The sequence below is a fragment of the Streptomyces sp. SS7 genome (assembly GCF_037993025.1).
GTDB lineage: Bacteria > Actinomycetota > Actinomycetes > Streptomycetales > Streptomycetaceae > Streptomyces.
This window is the reverse complement of the sequence record NZ_CP141223.1, coordinates 443173-457898: the sequence shown is the minus strand read 5'-3', so window position 1 is coordinate 457898 and position 14726 is coordinate 443173. Positions and strand designations below refer to the sequence as shown.

The window sequence follows — 14726 nt, the reverse complement described above, 5'->3', positions numbered from 1 at the left end:
GCCCCTCGGTGCGACCATCCACCCGCACGGGAACGGCCAGGGGAGCGAAAGGATGCGTGTCAACCGAACGACCGACCGCACGTACGCACTCGACGCACCGCGCGGACCCGACCCGGACCCGGGGGACGGCCTGTGCCGGCCCTGCGACGTCCGCCGGGCCGTGTGGCGGGCGGTGACCGGGCGGCGCGGGGGCGGCGGTCGTCCGTACGACGAGGAGGCCCTCGGCGACGCCCTGCTCGTCGCCTCGGAACTCACCACCAACGCCATCCTCCACGGCGGCGGAGTCACCTCGTACGACGTCGACCTCGACGGACCCGCCGTGCGGGTCTCCGTGAGCGACCGCAGCGACCGGCTGCCGGTCGTCAACACCCCGCTCGACGAGCACGGGCGGACCCGCACCGGCGGCCGGGGCTGGCCGATCGTGTGCCGGCTGGCCCGCGACGTCCAGGTCTGCGGCCTGCCCTCCGGCGGCAAGCGCATCACCGCCGTGGTCCCCGTGTACTGAAAGGCCGTCCCCGAACGGAGTTTGTTCCTCCGGCCCCCGGGCAGACGGAGGTTCGTGCTTCGGACCGGAGGCGCGCCGACGGGAGTGGTGTGTCCGCTCCGGGCCGCTCCTTGGTGCCCCGGACGACGACGGCCCTCCCATGGTCACATCCCGAGACGACCGTTCAGGAGCCGATCCAGCATGCTCATCGACCTGTCGACCAGCCGATCCGCAGAATCCGCCCGCCCCGCGGGGCGGACCCGGCGGCCCCATGACGACGCCCCGGACACCGCCCGCCAGTTCGCGCGGCTGACCGCTCTCCCCGAGGGACCGGAACGGGACGCCGTGCGCGACGAGATCGTCACCGCCTGGCTGCCCATGGCCCACCGCATCGCCGGCCGGTTCCGCGACCGCGGGGAGGCCGTCGAGGACCTGCGGCAGGTGGCCGCGCTCGGCCTGGTGAAGGCCGTCGACCGCTTCGACCCCGAGCGCGGCGCCTTCGAGAGCTACGCCGTGCCCACCATCACCGGCGAGATCAAGCGGCACTTCCGGGACCGGATGTGGGCGCTGCGCGTCCCCCGCCGGGTCCAGGAACTGCGCAACAAGGTCCGCACGGCCCGCCGCGAACTCGCCCAGACCCCGGGCTCCCCCGAGCCCTCGGTCGCCGACCTCGCCGCCCGCACGGGCCTGACCGAGGAAGAGGTCGGCGCCGGTCTGGAGGCCCTGGACAGCTTCAGCACCCTCTCGCTCGACGCCGAGCTGCGCACCGACGACGAGGGTTACAGCCTCGCCGACACGCTGGGCGGCCCGGACACCTCGTTCGACGTCGTCGTCGACCGCGAGTCCGCCCGGCAGGGGCTGCGCAGCCTGCCCGAACGCGAACGCGCCATCCTCTACATGCGCTTCTTCGAGGACATGACCCAGAGCCGGATAGCCGACCGGCTCGGCATCTCGCAGATGCACGTCTCCCGGCTCATCAGCCGCAGCTGCGAGCGGGTCCGCGAGGAGGCGCTCGGCAGCCGGCACGACGGCCGCGCATGAACCGCACACCCAGCTCCACCGAGAGCAGCGCCACCGACACCAGCCCCGCCGCCACCAGCCCCGCCGGCACCCGCCCGGTCGGACCGACGGAGAGGAACACCCCCATGCTCAGACCCCATCCCGCCGTGCTGCGCGTCCTCGTCGAGGAGTACGAGGCGCTCACGGCGTCCGATGGGCCCGGGACGCGGACGCGCTCACAGGACCTCGCCTACACCCTGTGCGTCTCCACCGGGACGCGGGACGTGGGAGTGGCCCTGGAGACCGCCCGGAGCTGGCTCGCCGCGGCCGAACTCGCGGCGGGGGGAGCGACGACCGTGGACGGGCCCGCGACCGTGGACGTGCCCGCGAAGCTGGTCCTGGCCCTCGACGGGGCCGGGGAGGACCGCCGCCGGGACGAGGGGCGCCACGTGTACACCTGAGCGAGCGGGGCAGGCGCGCCGGTGCGGCCGTGTACGAGCGGCGGCTGCAGCCGACCGGATGGAGACGCCATGACCGCTCCCGTACCAGGGACGGCGGACGAGGACCCGCAGCGCGCGGAGGTGCTGCGGTTGCGCGCCGAGGTGCGCGACCTCCGCGCCCGAATTCACGCCCACCCACTGATCTCGCAGGCCCAGGGCATGCTGCAGGAGCGCTACGCCCTTCCCGACGCGGAAGGGGCCTTCTCGCTCCTGCGGCGTGCCTCGCAGCGGTACAACGTCAAGATGCGCACGCTCGCCGCGGCCCTGGTGAGCACACCCCGGCCGGACGAACGGACCGTGCTGTGGTTCCCGGGGCGCGTGCGCCGGCCCGAGCCGCCGCTGGCCTTCCTGCCGCGGGACCAGCGGGGCAGCAGCAGCCGGGGCGCGGTGCTGGGGGCCGTGCTGTACCGGACGCTCGACGTGGTCGGCGCGGACATGGGCAATGTGCAGACCGTCGACCGGGTCACCCGCCAGCTGCGCATCGAACGGCACACCGGGCTGACCGAGGAGTTCGTCGACTTCTTCGCGTACGTCGGGGAGAAGGGCACCTCCTGCGGGAAGGCCGCGAGCGAGGTCGTCCAGGTCACCGTGCGGGACGTGGAGCAGGACCCGGTGTTCACCGAGCCCCGCCCGCGGGGCGATCCTGGCCGCCGGCAGCCGGGCCTGCCACAGCGTGCCCCTGACCACCGGGTCGGGGGCCTGCGTCGGCATGGTCTCGGCCCACGTCGACCGCCCGCTCGACGGCCTGCGCACCGCCCAGCTCACCGCCCTCGAAGCGCTGGGCGCGCAGGCGGGCCGCTGGCTGGCCTGGCACGAGCGGACGGTCCTGCTCGACGCCCTGGAGCACCTGCACGCCCTCGGCCGTGCGCAACGGGGGGCGGGGACGCGCCGGAGCTGAGCCGGCCAGGCCCCCCTTCACTCCCACCTGCTGTCCCTTGTGTGCGCCTGTGTGCGCCTGTGTGCGCCTGTGTGCGCCGCCCCTCGTGTCCGTCCGGGTGTGCCCGGCGCTCCCCGGGGCAGCCGCCTCACGAAGACCAGGGAGGGACACATCATGAACACGAATGCCGTGGTGCGCGAGGGCGAGGCGGGGGCCCGGCGCGCCGCACGCGGATCCGTGGTGAAGGGCGCCGCGAGAGCCGGCTTCACCGCGCGCGGAGTGATCTACCTTCTCGTCGGGGTGCTGGCCCTGCGGATCGCCTTCGGACGCCCCGGGGGCGAGGCCGACCGGCAGGGCGCCCTCGGCGAGCTGGCGCGGCAGCCCTTCGGCGCCGTGCTGCTGTGGGCGCTGGGGGTCGGGCTGGCCGGGATGGCCCTGTGGCGGCTGTCGGAGGCGGTCTTCGGCGCGGCCGGACCCGAGGGGCACACGGCAGGGAAACGGCTCCTCGCCCTCGCCCGGTGCGGGTTCTACTCCTTCGTCGCCTACTCGGTCCTGGCGCTCGCCGCCGGCGCGGGCAGCGGCGGCGGCTCCAGCGACCGGCAGTCCAAGGACGTCACCGCCCGGCTGCTCCACGTGCCGGCGGGACAGTGGCTCGTGGGTGCCGCCGGTGCGGGGATCATCGTGGCCGGCGTCTGGATCGGCGGCCGGGCCGTCACCCGCGCCTACCACGAGAAGATGCGGCTGGGCGCCATGTCCCGGGGCGTCCGGCGGCTGGTGGACGTCACCGGCGTGGGCGGCGGGGCGGCCCGCGGCCTGGTGTTCGCCGGCGTCGGCGCCTTCGCCGTACGGGCCGCCGTCGACTACGACCCCGACCACGCCAAGGGGCTCGACGACACCCTGCGCTCGTTCGCCCGTACGCCCGCCGGACCGGCCCTGCTGGCCTGTGTCGCGGCCGGCCTCGTGCTGTTCGGACTGTTCTCCTTCGCGATGGCCCGCTGGCGCAGGGTCTGACACCCGGATGCCGGGGAACCCGCAGCACATGAGCGAATCCGAGTTCACGCCGGACGCACGGCCCGTCGACATGTACCTCGGCCTTCTGCGCCTCCGCATGGAGAGCGAGGACTACCGCCTGCTGATGGAGATCGTCGGGCCGGCGTTGCGCGCCCTGGAAGAACAGCCCCCGGAAACCCTCGACTTCGCGCTGGACCCGGACGACAGCGACGCGCTGCCCCAGGAGATCCGCGACGAGGCGGCCCTGGTGATCGCCACCGCCCTCACCGGCCGCCTGGACAACCAGCTCGTCGAGATCCACGTGGACGGCACCGGCCCGGTCCGGGTGGTCACCGACGCGGTCACCGCCGAGGACCCCGCCCGGCTGGCCGAGATCGCCGGCTGCATCCGGCAGCGGCAGGACGACATCGAGCAACTGCGCGGCATCGCCGCCGCGAGCGACCTGCCCGCCGACTTCTGAGTCTCACGCCGGTGTTTCGGGTCCGGTGACCGGTGCCCGTAGTGGCCGGGTCAGGGGCACGTCCAGCGGGCGGGCGAGGCCGAGGACCGCCTCGTCCAGCCGTTGGAGGTGGCGGAGCACCCGGTCGGTGACCCGGCCGTGGCGCGGTGTGCCGACCGGCCGGCTTCAGGTGGGAGGCGACGCCGGGCCCGGTGACCACGTCGGCCGCGAGCGACCTGCCCGCCTTCACGCCGGTGTTTCGGGTCCGGTGACCGGTGCCCGTAGTGGCCGGGTCAGGGGCACGTCCAGCGGGCGGGCGAGGCCGAGGACCGCCTCGTCCAGCCGTTGGAGGTGGCGGAGCACCCGGTCGGTGACCCGGCCGTAGCGGGGCGTGCCGATCCCGCCGGGCTTGAGCAGCGAGGCGACGCTGGGCCCGGTGACCACCTCGGCCGTGGTGGGCTCCCCGGCGACCCGGGCGGCGATCGCGCCGATGTTGTGCAGGATCCGCTGCCCCGCCCCGCGCAGCCGGGGGTCCGCGGCGATCGAGGGATGGGTGGGCAGCAGCTCGGCGGTCGCCGCCAGCGACCGGGCGTGATAGGCGCAGGTCTCCAGCAGCGCGACCACGTACTGCGCGGTGTCCCGCCGGGTCCGCAACGGCGTGACCGGATGCGTCAGCGGCTGGGTGGCCGCCCGCAGGTCCGCCAGCGCCTCGTCCAGATCCCGGGCCAGGTCGAGCAGTTCCGTCGGCGGCTCGCCGCTGAGCTGGCCGACCGCGGCCGAGGTGACATCGGTCAGCCGGTCCAGGACGGTCGTCAGCAGCTCGTTCGTCCGGCGGTCGGTGTGCACCGGCAGCACCAGCGCCGCCGCGGCCACCCCGCACGCCGCCCCGATCGCGGTCTCCTCGATCCGCAGCACCAGCACCGACAGGCTGTAGGTGTGCAACAGCGTGTACAGCACGCCGAGCGCCGCCGTGACGAAGAACGACGAGAGCGTGTACGACAGCGGTGCCGTGTAGAACATCGCGAACACGCACAGCAGCACCACCGCGAACGCCGGCCCGGTGTGCTGCCCGACGATCCCCGCGAGCAGGATGCCCGCGACCACCCCCAGCACGGTCCCCAGCAGCCGACGGGAGCCCTTGACCAGGATCTCCCCGGTGGACGCGGTGTTGAGGAACACGATCCAGCAGGTCAGCACCGCCCAGTACCACCGGTGCGCGGACAGCAGCTCGCCCCCGACCATGGCCAGCGACGAGCCGACGGCGACCTGCACCGCCGCCCGGGTCGTCGGCCGGCGCAGCCCCCTCTCCTGCGGTTCCTCCTCCTCGGCGGCGATGGCCGCGTCCTCCGCGTCCAGCTCCTCCCGGGAGCGGGCGGCCTCGGGACTGTCCTGCGACTCGTCCTGCGGTCCGTCGAGCGCGATCCGCAGCCCCAGCACCGCGCGCGTCGCCTCGCCGAGCCCCCGGAACACGTCCTGCACGTCCGCGGAGGCCTCCGGCAGGTTCTCCTCGTCCCGGTACCCGAGCAGCCGGTTGCGCGTCCGTGCCGTGTCCGTCCCGTCCGCCACGGGCTGCCGTACGAGGAGCTGGAGGGCCGTCAGATCCCGGCGCAGGATGTCGAGCGCGTCGTCCCGGACCGGGAGACGGCCGCCCTCCGGCAGTGGAGCCCCGGGCAGATGCATGGTCAGGGTGTCGGCCCGCTCCGCGCTGCGCGCCGTCAGCAGCAGCAGGCCCAGCCGCTCGGCGGTGATCTCCGCGTCGGCGATCCGGCGCTGCAGCAGCCGGGCCACCTCCTCGTCCGAGGTGCCCTCCTCCAGCCGCCCCTGGATCATCATGGCCGTCTCGTGCAGCCGCGCGGTGCCCTCCCGGGCGCGCTCCAGCGCCTTCTCCGCGTCCTCGGGGCCGGCGTCCAGCAAGTCCCGCTGGGCGTCGAGCAGCTGCGCCAGCCGGGCCCGGAACGCCAGCCGCAGCCGCTCCAGGACCGCCGTCGGGGTCTGCGGCACCAGGACGAAGCGGGCCGCCGCGCCGCACACGAACGCGACGGCGATCACCCCGCAGAACCCGGCCAGGTCGTCCGTCGTGACACCGACGAACAGGGCCAGGAAGTAGACCTGGAAGCCGATCAGCCCCAGCGTCGTGCCCCGGTCGCCGAACCGGCGGCCGTACACCGCGCAGAAGATGAGCACCACGAAGAAGACGTCACCGGCCACCTGCCGGGTGCCGAGCAGCGCCGCCACCGACACCGAGGCGAGCGCCGTCGGCAGGCCCAGGACCAGCGTGACCGCCTGCCGGGACCGCTGTTTCTCCCGGATGGCGAACGTGGCCACCATCGCCGCGATGGCCCCGGCGACCAGGTGCTGGACGTCCGCCCCGAGCAGCGAGAGCACGGCCAGCGTGAGCGAGATCGCGGCCACCGTCCGCAGCCCCGCGGCCAGCCGCAGCAGCCCGGGATCCGATGCGGCGACCCGGTCGCGCCACCGGGCCACCGCGCTCGTCCCCGCCGCGGTCACCCGGACCCCGGGACCCGAGCCCTCGACGTGCGCCCGCACCTGCTCGGGCGTCAGATAGCTGTCCGTGTACTCGAAGTCCTTCAACTTGGCGGGCCGGCGCGCCTGGAACCCGGTGCGGACGAAATCGTCGCCCGCGATCGCGTTCAGCGTCCAGTTCGTCAGCACCCGCGCCTTGGCCACGCCCGTGCGCAGCGCCGACCAGTGGTAGCCGCGCGCCACGGCCTGCGCGGGCAGTCCCCGCAGCTCGATGCCGAGCGGCTTGGACACCGCGTCGGTGCCGCCCAGGTCGACCACCAGACCGAGGTCCTTGTGCACGTACGGCCGCGTCGGCTGCCCGCGCAGCTTCGCCACCACGTTGTCGGCGACGACCTTGCCCTGCCGCATGGCGTGCTGCGCGGTCGGCGGGCAGACCGCGTCCGGGTCGTCCTTCGCCTCGTCCGGCACCGCGGCCGCGTCACCGAGGGCGAACACCCCGTCCTGGCCGGGCAGGTCCATGTGGGAGGTGACCGCGAGCCGTCCGCGCACGGTCTCCGCGCCGAGCGTGGCGATCAGCGGGCTGGCCACCACCCCGGCCGTCCAGATGAGCGTACGGGTCGGGATCACCCGTCCGTCGGTGAAGGTGACCTCCTCGGGACCCGCCTTGGCGATGGACACGCCGAGCGAGATGTCGATGCCCCGCCGGCGCAGCACCGCCTGTGCGCTGGCGCCCAGCTTGTCGCCCAGCTCCGGCATCAACTTGGGCGCGATGTCGATGAGATGCCACTTGATCAGGGCGGGGTCGATCCGCGGATAGCGCTTGACCGCGTTGTGCGTGAGCAGCTGCAGACAGGCGGCGGTCTCGGTGCCTGCGTAGCCGCCGCCCACGACCACGAACTGGAGCCGGGAGGCGCGCTCGGCGGGGTCGTGGCTGGCGTCGGCGAGGTCGAGCTGGCTGATGACGTGGTCACGGACGTACGCGGCCTCGGCGAGCGTCTTCATGCCGAAGGCGTGCTCGGTCAGCCCCGGGATGTCGAAGGTGCGGGTGACACTGCCGGGAGCCAGCACGATGTGGTCGTACGGCTCGTTCACGATCTCGTCGGTGATGGTGCGGATGACGCAGACCTTCGCCTGCAGGTCAACGCCGACGGCGCCGCCCGGGATGATCCGGGTGCGGTACTTCTTGCTGCGCCGCAGCGACACGGCGATCGACTGGGGCGTCAGCACCCCCGAGGCGACCTGCGGCAGCAGCGGCAGATAGAGCTGGTAGGCGAACGGCGTCACCAGAGTGATCTCGGCTTCCGAAGCGGCGAGCCGGCGTTCCAGACGTCGAACGCATCCCACTCCGGCGAAGCCCGCGCCCACCACCAGGATCCTGGGTCGTGTCACGGTGTCCATCCCTTTCTGCGGCTCCAGGCGTCTGACGTCATGCGTGTGCCCTCCCGAGAGCCGTCGCACCCCATCGATCCCACCGCGCCCGTACCGGTTCCGCCAGCCGGGCGAGGCATGCAGACGAACGTTTCTGCTGAGGCTCCCGTCGTACCCCGCACAGGGGCTGTGTACGCCAGGTACCTCCGGGTAGGCCGAGGTACATGACAATTGCGGTGGCCGGAGGGTATTGACGTGGAGCGCGCGGAGGGCTGCGACGCCCAGGGCGGCCCCCAGACGGCGGCGCGGCACCTCGCCGACGCGGCGGAGTCGCTGGTGGCCTGCTGGCTCGCGGCGGCCGAGGAGGCGGTGCCCCGGCTGCCCGCCCGGCAGCTGCTCGCGCTCAGAACGGTCCGGCGCAGACCCGAGCTCAATCTGACCGCGCTCGCCGAGCACCTCGGCATCGGCGTGCCCACCGCGAGCCGGCTCTGCGACCGGCTGGAGGCCGCGGGCCTGATCGAGCGGACCGTGCAGCCGCGCAACCGGCGCGAGGTCCAGCTCGTGGTCACCGCCTACGGCAGCCGGGTTCTCGCCGACGTCACCGAACGGCGGGTGCGCCACCTCGCGGCCGTCCTCGCCGGCCTGACTCCCGCCCAGCGCACGGCCCTGCAGCAGGGCCTGTACGCCTTCAGCCACGCGTACACCAAGGAGGGCTGAGCCGGGGTCAGCGGCCCCCGGACGACGCGGGGGCCGTGTCGGTGTCGAGGTGGCACAGCAGCAGGCACACGTCGTCGTCCCGCTCCGAGTCGCTCAGCATCGGATCCAGGATGCGCTCCGCCGCCCCGTCCAGATCCCCTTCCAGCTCCTCGGTGCGAAAACCGCCGAGGGTCGCCGCGAGCCGTTCGATGCCCGGGTCTATGCCCTGGGCGCGCCGCTCCACCAGCCCGTCCGTGTACAGCGCCAGCGTCGAGCCGGGCGCGAGCGGCACCGTGTGGTCGGCGATCTCCTGGTGCAGCGGGATGCCGAGCATGGCCCCCGGCTTCGCGTCCAGGGTGCGCACCCGCCCGTCCGGACCGCGCAGCACCGGCGGCGGATGACCGGCGGCGGCCCAGGTCAGCGACGGCTCCCCGGGCCGGAACCGGGCGATCACGGCGGTGGCGTACAGATCGGGCTGGAGCTGGTGGAGGAAGACGTGCAGCCGGGTCAGCAGCTGCCCGGGGCTGGCGCCGTCGACGGCGTAGGCGCGCAGGGCGGTGCGCAGCTGGCTCATCATCACGGCCGCGTGCAGCCCGTGCCCGGTGACGTCCCCGATGACGACGATCAGACTGCCGTCCGGGCCGCGGAACGCGTCGTACCAGTCGCCGCCGATGTTCAGCCCGTAGGTGGCGGGCAGGTAGCGGGCCGCCAGACGCAGACCGGGAACCCCCGGCAGATCGGTCAGCAGGGCCCGCTGGAGGGTCTCGGCGATGTCCTGGTTGTGCTCGAAGCGGCGCGCGTTGTCCAGGGCGGTGCTCGCCCGCCGGGTCAGCTCCACCAGCATCACCGCGTCGTCGGGGTCCCAGCGCTCGCCCGGCGGGGTCAGCGTCAGCACACCGAAGGGCGCGCGCCGGGTCGCCAGCGGCACGCACAGCATCGGACGGGCCGGATCCAGCGCCGACGGCGGGTGGTCGTCTATGCCCGGCAGCCCGCCGGGGGCCGCGGCCGCGTACCGGGGCCGTCCGGTGCGGGCGGCGAGCACGGCCGCCGCCGGGTGCGCGGCCCGCTCCCCCCGGTCGTCCTCGGCGTCGAACAGCCAGACGTCGACCGTGCGGGCGTACTCGGGGACCAGCAGCTCCGGCAGCCGGCGCACGATCTGGTCCTGACTCAGGGACGCCGTCAGCGCCGCGCTCGCGTCCGCCAGGAACGTCAGCCGGCGGCGGGCGCTCTCCGCCTCCCTGCGGGCCGCCCGCTCCGCCGAGAACGCCTCGCGCTGCGCCCGCCCGGCGGCGTCGAGCTCCGCGTGCAGCGCCAGCACCCCCTGGTTGGTCTGGTGCAGCTCCTCGCGGTGGACCCCGACGAGCTCCTCCTGCTCGGCGAGCCGGTCCAGGACGAGCGAGGTGTCCTCGTCGGCGCCCAGCAGGGCCTCCGCGAGCAGCACCGGATCGTCCGCGACCACGGTGCAGAACACCGCCCCCGACGGCTCCGGGCAGGGCGCCGCCGTCCGCCACGCGGGCTCCCCGGCGGCGGACAGGGGCAGCACCTCCAGCGCGAGCAGACCGTCCGCCACCCGGGCGGTCAGCCGCCAGTCGCCGCCCTTGGTGAGACAGCGGCGCAGCCGTCCGCTGAGCGCCGCCGCGAGCCGGGTGCGCTCCAGGGGCGGAACGCCGTACGCGGCGGCGAGGCGGGCGGTGCCGATCCGGGCACGGGCCGCGTCGGTGACGGTGGTGATCTGCCAGCTGTGCGTCATGGAAGGTCCGGCGGGTCGGGGGACAGGACGGCCACCGCGGTGTCGTCGCGCACCGGACGGGCGAAACTGCCCGCGTCGCGCACGGTCACCGCGGCCGTCACGGCGGGGTCGGCGCCCGGCAGACCGGGGCCGGACGGCGGCACCCAGCGGCTGGGCAGCCCGTCGGTGTGCAGGATCAGCAGCCGGTCCGCCGCCCAGGGCACGTCGGTCTCCGGCACGGTACCGGGCCGGTGCACGCCGACGATGCCCGGCCGCGACAGCAGCGGACGCCAGGTGCCGCCCTCGTACAGCCGGGCGCCCGTGTTGCCGACGCCCGCGTACCGCAGCCGCCCGGCCCGCGGATCGAGCTGCGCCACCGCGACGGCCGCGCCGCGGGTGCCGCGCAGCGCCCCGTCGAGACACTTCAGCAGCTCGGCGGGGGGCAGATGGGCACACCGCCGCACCTCCTCGGCGGCCGCCGTCGAGGCGCGCGCGGCCTCGGGGCCGTGCCCGAGCCCGTCGGCCAGCATCAGGGTGAGCCGGCCGGCCGCGTGGACGCAGGTCCACAGGTCGCCGGAGTACGCCGCGCCCGCGAACGGCACGTTGATCCCGCCGACCCGCGCGCCGACGGAGGGCACCTGCGGCGCGACGTCCAGCCGGGCCAGGGCGACCGTGCCCCGGCCCGGGGAGCCGTCCAGGCCGAAGGCGTCGGCCAGCCGCCGGCAGGTGCCGAGCCCCGCGCCGAGCGAACCCGTCGTGGAGAACCCGTCCACCAGGGCGGCCGGCACGTCCGCGATGCCCGGACCGTGGTCGACCGCGGCGATCTGGAGGGACGGCGGGGAGCCCTGCCCGGCGGGCGGCGCCACCGCCTCGACCAGCAGCTGCCCCCCGCCCGCGTGCTTGAGCAGGTTGGTGGCCAGCTCCGTCGCGATCAGGGCGGCCGCCGCGGTGCGCGACTCGTCCAGACCGGCGAGCGCCGCGGCGTCCTCCGCGGCCACCCGGGCGTCGCGCACCCGCGTCGAGTCGTGCACCGGTACGTCCCACACGCGCGCCATCAGCACCCCTCACGCGGCCGGGGCGTCCGCGCCGTCCACGAGGTCACCGTGACGGTGGTGCCGACGCCGGGCGTGCTGTCGATGGCGAACTCGTGCACCAGCCGCCGTGCCCCGCCGAGCCCGAGCCCGAGCCCGTCGCCGGAGGTGTAGCCGTCGCTGAGCGCCCGCTCCAGGTCGGGGATGCCCGGCCCGCGGTCGCTGAACGTCAGCCGCAGCCCCTCACGCCTGCCGTCCCCGACCCGGGTGGCCTCCACCTCGCCGCCACCGCCGTACACCAGCGTGTTGCGGGCCAGTTCGCTGGCCGCGGTGACCAGCTTCGTCTGGTCGACCAGGCCGAAGCCGAGCGCGGCGGACGCCTGGCGCACATGCTGGCGGACCCGGACCAGGTCCAGGTCCGAGCGGATCGGCAGCCGGGCCTCGACGCCCGCGGCGGCCGCGCTCACCGGGCGTCCCCGTGCGCGCCGCCGGGCAGGGCCGCGTCCACCCGGCCGAGCTGCTCCAGTGCCGCTTCTGTGTTCAGCGCGGTCCGCAGCCCCGGCAGGGTCAGACCGAGTTCCACCAGGGTGAGCGCGACCGCGGGCCGCATCCCGGCCACCACGGTCCGCGCGGCCAGCAGCCGGGCGTGCTCCGCGATCTCGGCCAGCACCCGGCCGAGGAAGGAATCGACGATCTCCACCCCCGAGATGTCGATGACCACACCGGTCACCCGGCTGTCCACGATCGCCTGCGCGATGTCCTGCTGGAGCCGTGCGGCCATGCCGTCGTACAGATCGCCCTGGAGGGTGACCAGCAGGACGTCGCCGAGTCTGAGCACCGGTACGGAGACCGCGCCGGGCTGGAGGAAGTCGTCGTTCACCTGGCCGTCGCACCGCCGGGCGCCGCGCGCACGATGTCCGCGCCCAGCCGGTGCAGGGCGTACGCGAGGGCGTCGGCGAGGCTCGCGCGGGTGATCACCGTGCCCAGGTCGAGGCCGAGATGCACGATGGTCTGCGCGATCGCGGGCCGGATGCCCGACACGACGCACTCGGCGCCCATCAGCCGGACCGCCGCCACGGTCTTCATCAGATGCTGGGCGACCAGCGAGTCCACGGTCGGCACACCGGTGATGTCGAGGATCGCGAACCGGGCCTGCTCGGCGACGACCGACTCCAGCAGCGTCTCCATCACCACCTGGCTGCGGGCGCTGTCCAGGGTCCCGATCAGCGGGACCGCGACGATCCCGTCCCACAGCCGGATGACGGGGGTCGCCACCTCCAGCAGCTGCAGCCGCTGCCGGTCGATCAGCGCCTCGCCCTCGTTGAGCGCGGTCTCCATCACCACCAGGCGCAGGGTGCCCATCAGGACGGTCAGCGCCGTCGTGCACGCCCGCACGTGCTCGGCCGACGCCTGCGGCAGCTCCGCCACGAGCAGCTCGGCGGCGGGCACCCGCAGGGCGTCCACCTCGGTCGACACCCGGGACGGGGTGAGCCCGGTGCGGGCACGCGCCGCCGCCATCCGCGACAGCTGCTCGCGTACGACGGTGAATCCGGGGTCCGCCGGGTCCTCCACGCGTCCGCGCCCGGCCACCTGGGCGAGCGCGTCGAGGACGACCCGCCCCGCCTCCACCGCCTCGTCCCGCGCGACGGTGAACACCGTGCGGAACAGGGGCTCGTCCGCCCACCGCTGGGCGAGCTGCTCCCGCCGCCGGCGCAGGAACTCCCCGACCTCGCTCTCGGGTGTCCTGTGCTGTGCGGCCGTCTCGTGCTCCGGCAACCTGCCTCACTCCTCGTCTGGTCCTACTGCTGGGTCAGGGGGCGCCGGACGGGGACGCGGGGGGCTTGCCGAACCAGTCGAGGCACACCACCAGCGCGTCGTCGTCCGGCTCGGGTCTGCCGCGGTGCCCGGAGAGTTCCCGCAGGACCGCGGCCGGCACCTCGGCCGCCGGCAGCAGCGCCGCGGAGTTCACCGCCCGGGCCAGCGCCCGGTCGCCGTAGATCTCCCCGCCCGGCCCGGGCACCGCGTGCACGCCGTCACTGACGAACAGCAGCCGGTCGCCCGGCTCCAGGGTGAGTTCCTGGGCGACGTAGTCCGTCTCCTCGAACATGCCGAGCGGCAGCTGCGCCTCCAGGTCCACCGCGGTCAGCACCCGGTCGCGCAGCAGCAGCATCCGCGGTGACCCCGCGTCGACGACCTGCGTCCGGCCCGTCGACAGCTCGATGTCCACGAGCAGCACGGACAGGTGCGCCTCGCCCCGGTAGTGGGCGTGGATCGCCTGGTCCGCCAGCGCCGCCTGGTCCGCGATGGGGATGCCGGCGCGGCGGGCGTTGCGCAGGGCGTTGATGCCGAGACCGGTCAGCAGGGACGCCTCGATGCCCTCGCCCATGCCGTTGGTGACGTAGACCATCAGATGGTCCGCGGACGCCGACCAGTCGAAGTTGTCGCCGTGGATCGCGTACGCGGGCTGCAGCTGGGCGCCGAGCGCGTAGGCGTCCCGGGCGCAGGACCGGGCCGGCAGCAGCTGCCACTGCATCTCCGCGGCCAGCGTCAGCCGGTCGGTGCGGCGGGCCTGGAGGTAGCGGTCGGTGTCGCGTTCGGCGACCACCAGTTCATGGCCCAGCAGCCGTGCCACCTCGGCGAGTTCGGCGAGCGGGCCGGGCCCGGCCGCCTCGGCGGGCAGGGTCACGGACAGCACGCCGAGCCGGTCGCCGCGCACGGTGACGGGCAGGTGCGCGCGCACCCGGCCGCCGTCGAGCCGCTCGACGTGGGGCTCCTGGGCGCCGTAGGCCCGGCCCGGGGCGCCGGCGCCCACGGGCAGCGGCTCGGGCCCGGGGCCGGCACCGGACGACGCGGGCGGGACGGGCAGCAGGACGGTCGCGCCGTAGTCGGCGAGACACAACTGCGCCGCCTCTGCGGCATAGTGGGCGCGGAGCACCTCGCGCAGCGCCTCGGGCACCTCGTGGGCGGCCGCGGAGCGCAGGGCGCGCCCGGCGGTCACGAGCCGGTTCACGATGTCGGTCACGCCTTTCTCCGTGTGGGGCCGGGACGGCCCGAAGGGGCCGCGGTGACGCGGCGGCCGGGCCGTCTCCGGTGGGGGTGGGCTGACAG

Annotated in this window: 15 protein-coding genes and 2 pseudogenes; 8 read left to right on the top strand and 9 right to left on the bottom strand. The window is 74.8% G+C overall.

The genetic code is table 11. The features are described 5' to 3' along the window. The first annotated feature begins 52 nt into the window (after nucleotides 1-52). From U5640_RS02160 to U5640_RS02145, 4 genes and pseudogenes are all read left to right on the top strand, one after another. A complete protein-coding gene (locus tag U5640_RS02160; protein ID WP_340374091.1) occupies nucleotides 53-505 on the top strand; it encodes an ATP-binding protein in 453 nt (150 codons plus the stop codon). A 180-nt stretch (nucleotides 506-685) separates the two neighbouring features. Then, a complete protein-coding gene (locus U5640_RS02155; protein ID WP_340374090.1) occupies nucleotides 686-1525 on the top strand; it encodes a SigB/SigF/SigG family RNA polymerase sigma factor in 840 nt (279 codons plus the stop codon). A 104-nt stretch (nucleotides 1526-1629) separates the two neighbouring features. Beyond that, the gene (locus tag U5640_RS02150) at nucleotides 1630-1944 is read left to right on the top strand and encodes a DUF5133 domain-containing protein (protein ID WP_340384882.1); all 315 of its coding nucleotides are present in this window, start codon (nucleotides 1630-1632) and stop codon (nucleotides 1942-1944) included. 69 nt (nucleotides 1945-2013) lie between these two features. After that, nucleotides 2014-2193: pseudogene (locus tag U5640_RS02145) on the top strand (hypothetical protein); the annotation flags it as partial. Here U5640_RS02145 and U5640_RS02140 read toward each other — a convergent pair. Continuing rightward, nucleotides 2157-2603 (bottom strand): hypothetical protein, encoded by a 447-nt coding sequence (locus tag U5640_RS02140; protein ID WP_340374089.1) that lies wholly within the window; start codon nucleotides 2601-2603, stop codon nucleotides 2157-2159. The pseudogene U5640_RS02145 and the gene U5640_RS02140 overlap by 37 nt on opposite strands. A gap of 53 nt (nucleotides 2604-2656) precedes the next feature. Here U5640_RS02140 and U5640_RS02135 point away from each other — a divergent pair, with 53 nt between their 5' ends. From U5640_RS02135 to U5640_RS02125, 3 genes are all read left to right on the top strand, one after another. Then, nucleotides 2657-2881, top strand: a complete 225-nt coding sequence (locus tag U5640_RS02135; protein WP_340374088.1) for a hypothetical protein — start codon at nucleotides 2657-2659, stop codon at nucleotides 2879-2881. A gap of 153 nt (nucleotides 2882-3034) precedes the next feature. Then, nucleotides 3035-3871, top strand: coding sequence for a DUF1206 domain-containing protein (locus tag U5640_RS02130; protein ID WP_340374087.1), 837 nt, complete (start codon nucleotides 3035-3037; stop codon nucleotides 3869-3871). A gap of 28 nt (nucleotides 3872-3899) precedes the next feature. Then, nucleotides 3900-4331, top strand: coding sequence for a hypothetical protein (locus tag U5640_RS02125; protein WP_340374086.1), 432 nt, complete (start codon nucleotides 3900-3902; stop codon nucleotides 4329-4331). A gap of 225 nt (nucleotides 4332-4556) precedes the next feature. Here the strand turns inward: U5640_RS02125 and U5640_RS02120 are convergent, their stop codons facing one another. Next, nucleotides 4557-6818, bottom strand: coding sequence for an FUSC family protein (locus U5640_RS02120; protein ID WP_340384880.1), 2262 nt, complete (start codon nucleotides 6816-6818; stop codon nucleotides 4557-4559). A gap of 12 nt (nucleotides 6819-6830) precedes the next feature. Continuing rightward, nucleotides 6831-8192, bottom strand: a pseudogene (locus tag U5640_RS02115) (NAD(P)/FAD-dependent oxidoreductase); the annotation flags it as partial. A 225-nt stretch (nucleotides 8193-8417) separates the two neighbouring features. Here U5640_RS02115 and U5640_RS02110 point away from each other — a divergent pair. Continuing rightward, nucleotides 8418-8879, top strand: coding sequence for a MarR family transcriptional regulator (locus U5640_RS02110; protein ID WP_340374085.1), 462 nt, complete (start codon nucleotides 8418-8420; stop codon nucleotides 8877-8879). A 7-nt stretch (nucleotides 8880-8886) separates the two neighbouring features. On the opposite strand, the gene U5640_RS02105 is transcribed toward U5640_RS02110, so the two are convergent. Genes U5640_RS02105 through U5640_RS02080 form a run of 6 tightly spaced genes read right to left on the bottom strand, consistent with a single transcriptional unit; the run spans nucleotide 8887 to nucleotide 14640 of the window. After that, complete coding sequence (locus tag U5640_RS02105; protein WP_340374084.1) at nucleotides 8887-10608, bottom strand: SpoIIE family protein phosphatase; 1722 nt, start codon at nucleotides 10606-10608, stop codon at nucleotides 8887-8889. Then, nucleotides 10605-11642, bottom strand: coding sequence for an ATP-binding SpoIIE family protein phosphatase (locus tag U5640_RS02100; RefSeq protein WP_340374083.1), 1038 nt, complete (start codon nucleotides 11640-11642; stop codon nucleotides 10605-10607). Before U5640_RS02100 ends, U5640_RS02105 begins: the two co-directional genes overlap by 4 nt. Further along, nucleotides 11642-12085, bottom strand: a complete 444-nt coding sequence (locus tag U5640_RS02095; RefSeq protein ID WP_340374082.1) for an anti-sigma regulatory factor — start codon at nucleotides 12083-12085, stop codon at nucleotides 11642-11644. The genes U5640_RS02100 and U5640_RS02095 overlap by 1 nt, the downstream gene beginning before the upstream one ends. Next, a complete protein-coding gene (locus tag U5640_RS02090) occupies nucleotides 12082-12498 on the bottom strand; it encodes an STAS domain-containing protein (RefSeq protein WP_340374081.1) in 417 nt (138 codons plus the stop codon). The genes U5640_RS02095 and U5640_RS02090 overlap by 4 nt, the downstream gene beginning before the upstream one ends. After that, entirely contained in the window at nucleotides 12495-13394 is a 900-nt protein-coding gene (locus U5640_RS02085) for an STAS domain-containing protein (RefSeq protein ID WP_340374080.1), read from the bottom strand. Before U5640_RS02085 ends, U5640_RS02090 begins: the two co-directional genes overlap by 4 nt. A 34-nt stretch (nucleotides 13395-13428) precedes the next feature. After that, on the bottom strand, nucleotides 13429-14640 hold the full coding sequence (locus U5640_RS02080; protein ID WP_340374079.1) for a PP2C family protein-serine/threonine phosphatase: 1212 nt from the start codon (nucleotides 14638-14640) through the stop codon (nucleotides 13429-13431). Nucleotides 14641-14726 lie beyond the last annotated feature (86 nt).

Coding starts and splice junctions, on each gene's coding strand:
- U5640_RS02160 (WP_340374091.1), top strand. CDS start 53: ATGCGTGTCAACCGAACGACCGACCGCACGTACGCACTCGACGCACCG.
- U5640_RS02155 (WP_340374090.1), top strand. CDS start 686: ATGCTCATCGACCTGTCGACCAGCCGATCCGCAGAATCCGCCCGCCCC.
- U5640_RS02150 (WP_340384882.1), top strand. CDS start 1,630: ATGCTCAGACCCCATCCCGCCGTGCTGCGCGTCCTCGTCGAGGAGTAC.
- U5640_RS02130 (WP_340374087.1), top strand. CDS start 3,035: ATGAACACGAATGCCGTGGTGCGCGAGGGCGAGGCGGGGGCCCGGCGC.
- U5640_RS02125 (WP_340374086.1), top strand. CDS start 3,900: ATGAGCGAATCCGAGTTCACGCCGGACGCACGGCCCGTCGACATGTAC.
- U5640_RS02105 (WP_340374084.1), bottom strand. CDS start 10,608: ATGACGCACAGCTGGCAGATCACCACCGTCACCGACGCGGCCCGTGCC.
- U5640_RS02100 (WP_340374083.1), bottom strand. CDS start 11,642: ATGGCGCGCGTGTGGGACGTACCGGTGCACGACTCGACGCGGGTGCGC.